We start from the raw sequence: 2,578 nt of genomic DNA on the forward strand, positions 1-2,578 counted from the left end.
TCGGGAATTTAAGCCTTTGGAGTATTATATCAAATGTAAGTAGCTATGAATTTATTTATAGCAAAAACAGATACGTTGAAAAAGGAATGAAACATAAAATTTTATAATTTTTTATAGATTTTTATAAGTTTTCAGTAACGGATTTATCTCTTAATAATATGATTAAAGACAAAACAAATACGGTATAACAGAAGATCCATAGAGTGTAGATAAAATTATTTATGCTTTATGGATTTTTTGTTAAAAAAAAGTCACTCCTAAGGGGGTGACATTAAAAAATTTATATAAGACAGGGTCTATTTTATTCTCACTTTGGGGAAAGCAGAATATGAATATTAAGCTATAATAAAAAAAGTCAGAAGACACTTAAAGTCTTCTGACTTGTATATACGTTTTCAAACATAAATTACATAACTTAATTTTCTAATTTAATTATAATTGCTTTTGCAAAAATTGTCAATCATTTATTTTATTTTTACATAAACATTTATTATAAACTATGGAGTTGGTCTAGAGTCAATAGTTTTTAATTTATATTTATAGAATTTTGTGTTTTTAAAAGCTTAGCAGAATTTATTATGACAAATACTGAACCTAGATTGTGGACTAGAGCTCCGACTACAGGGTTTAGGATACCAGTCATAGCAAGTATTATAGCTACGAAGTTTAATATTAGTGAAAATGCAACGTTCCATCTTATAGTAGTCATAGTTTTTTTAGATAGATAAAGTAAGTAAGGAATATTTTTTATGTCGTCGCTTACTAATGCTATATCCGAAGCCTCTATGGCTATATCACTACCTATAGATCCCATTGATATTCCAACACTTGCATATTTTAATGCTAGGGCGTCGTTTACTCCATCTCCTATCATACAAGTAGAGCTTTGTTGATCTTCTAATTCCTTGATGATGTTCATTTTATCCTCTGGAAGTAGACTAGAGTGGACATTTTCTATGCCGATAGAGCCTGCTATATTTTTTGCACTGTATTCGTTGTCTCCAGTCAGCATTATAGGAGTTATGTTGTCACTTTTTATAAGGCTTACGATGTTTTTGCTCTCTTTTCTGACTATATCAGAAAGTGCTGCATATCCGATTAATTTATTATTTATTGATAAATAGATAACTGTACATCCTTTTTTAGAAAATTCATCTGAGAAATTTACAATGTTTTCATTTATATCTATATTAGCTCCTTGCATAATTTTTAAGTTACCCAATAATATGTTTTTATCTTCTAAAGTGGCTTTTATACCTTTACCAGGATTTATAGTGAAGTCTTTTACTTCTAATAAATCTCGGCTGTTTTCTTTATAGTAAGCTGTAATTGCTTTGCCAAGTGGGTGTTCTGAATAAGCTTCAACTGATGCTAAAATCTTTAAAAAATCATCATCGCTGTAATTGTCGTCGAAGCTTTTGTAATCGACAACTGACAATTTTCCGTAAGTCAAAGTTCCTGTCTTGTCAAAGGCTATATTTCTTATTTTAGACAATCTCTCTACAATATCACCACCCTTTATAAGGATACCGTATTTTGTGGCGTTACCGATTCCAGCCATTATAGCTGTTGGAGTGGCAAGGACTAATGCACAAGGACAAAATACAACTAATATAGTTACAGATCTCAGTATTTGGTGAGTGACTAAAAAGGTTCCAACAGAAGATACCAATGCAATTACAACTATCCATGTAGCCCATCTGTCTGTCAAGCTTACAATAGGAGCTTTAGCTGCATCGGCTTCTTCGACAAGTCTTATCATTCTTTTTAATGAGCTGTCGTTAGAAGTTTTAGTAGCTTTAATATCGAAGGTAGAGAATTGGTTTATAGTTCCGCTTAAAACTTCATCTCCAACGCTTTTGTCTACTGGTAGTGATTCTCCATTCATTATAGATTCGTCTATAGAGCCTTCACCCTTTATTATGACACCGTCTACTGGAATTGTTTCCCCTGCGATAACTCTGACGATATCGTTTACTTGAACCTCATCTGCTTCGATTAATACCTCATCGTTATCTCTTATAACTCTAGCCTTTTGAGGTGTCAATTTTATTAGATTTTCGATTCCTGATTGTGCTTTTTGAACTGTCAAATCCTCAAGTAGTGCACCGATAGTCATTATGACTGCGATTTCGCCGGCAGCAAATGTTTCGCCTATGATTACAGATGCGATTAATGCCATAGATACTAAGACATCTGCTTTTATATCGAATTCTGTACATAATCCTATAATTGCTTCTTTTATAATTGGAAGCCCACACAGAATTATAGATATCCAAGCTAGGTTAAAGCGAATAGCTTCGTTAATTGAACTGAACAAGCTCAGTAATAAAGTTATAGTAGAGATAATAATAAAAATAATTGTTCTATGCGTTTCTGATTTGAATAATTTCATGAGTTCCTCCTTTTTAAATACATTCCCATCTAGATTAAAATTATACATATAGGTATACCCCTATAGGTATATAATACTTTTTATTTTTTTAAAAAGCAATAGTTTATTTATTTTGTGCAAAATAAAAATACTGTTCTACAAAAGGTTTAATTCCTATATAGAGCAGTATTTTTTTAGATAAAA

The 2,578-nt window shown here is 31.3% G+C and carries 1 protein-coding gene; it reads right to left on the reverse strand.

Translation table 11 applies throughout. The features are described 5' to 3' along the window. Positions 1 to 526 precede the first annotated feature (526 nt). Positions 527 to 2,395: a heavy metal translocating P-type ATPase gene (locus tag SPD90_RS03515; RefSeq protein ID WP_320924326.1), complete on the reverse strand. Its 1,869-nt coding sequence runs from the start codon at positions 2,393 to 2,395 to the stop codon at positions 527 to 529. Positions 2,396 to 2,578: the final 183 nt, after the last annotated feature.

It is taken from the genome of Intestinibacter sp., from assembly GCF_034113885.1.
Classification (GTDB): Bacteria; Bacillota; Clostridia; order Peptostreptococcales; family Peptostreptococcaceae; genus Intestinibacter.

Coding starts and splice junctions, on each gene's coding strand:
- SPD90_RS03515 (WP_320924326.1), bottom strand. CDS start 2,395: ATGAAATTATTCAAATCAGAAACGCATAGAACAATTATTTTTATTATT.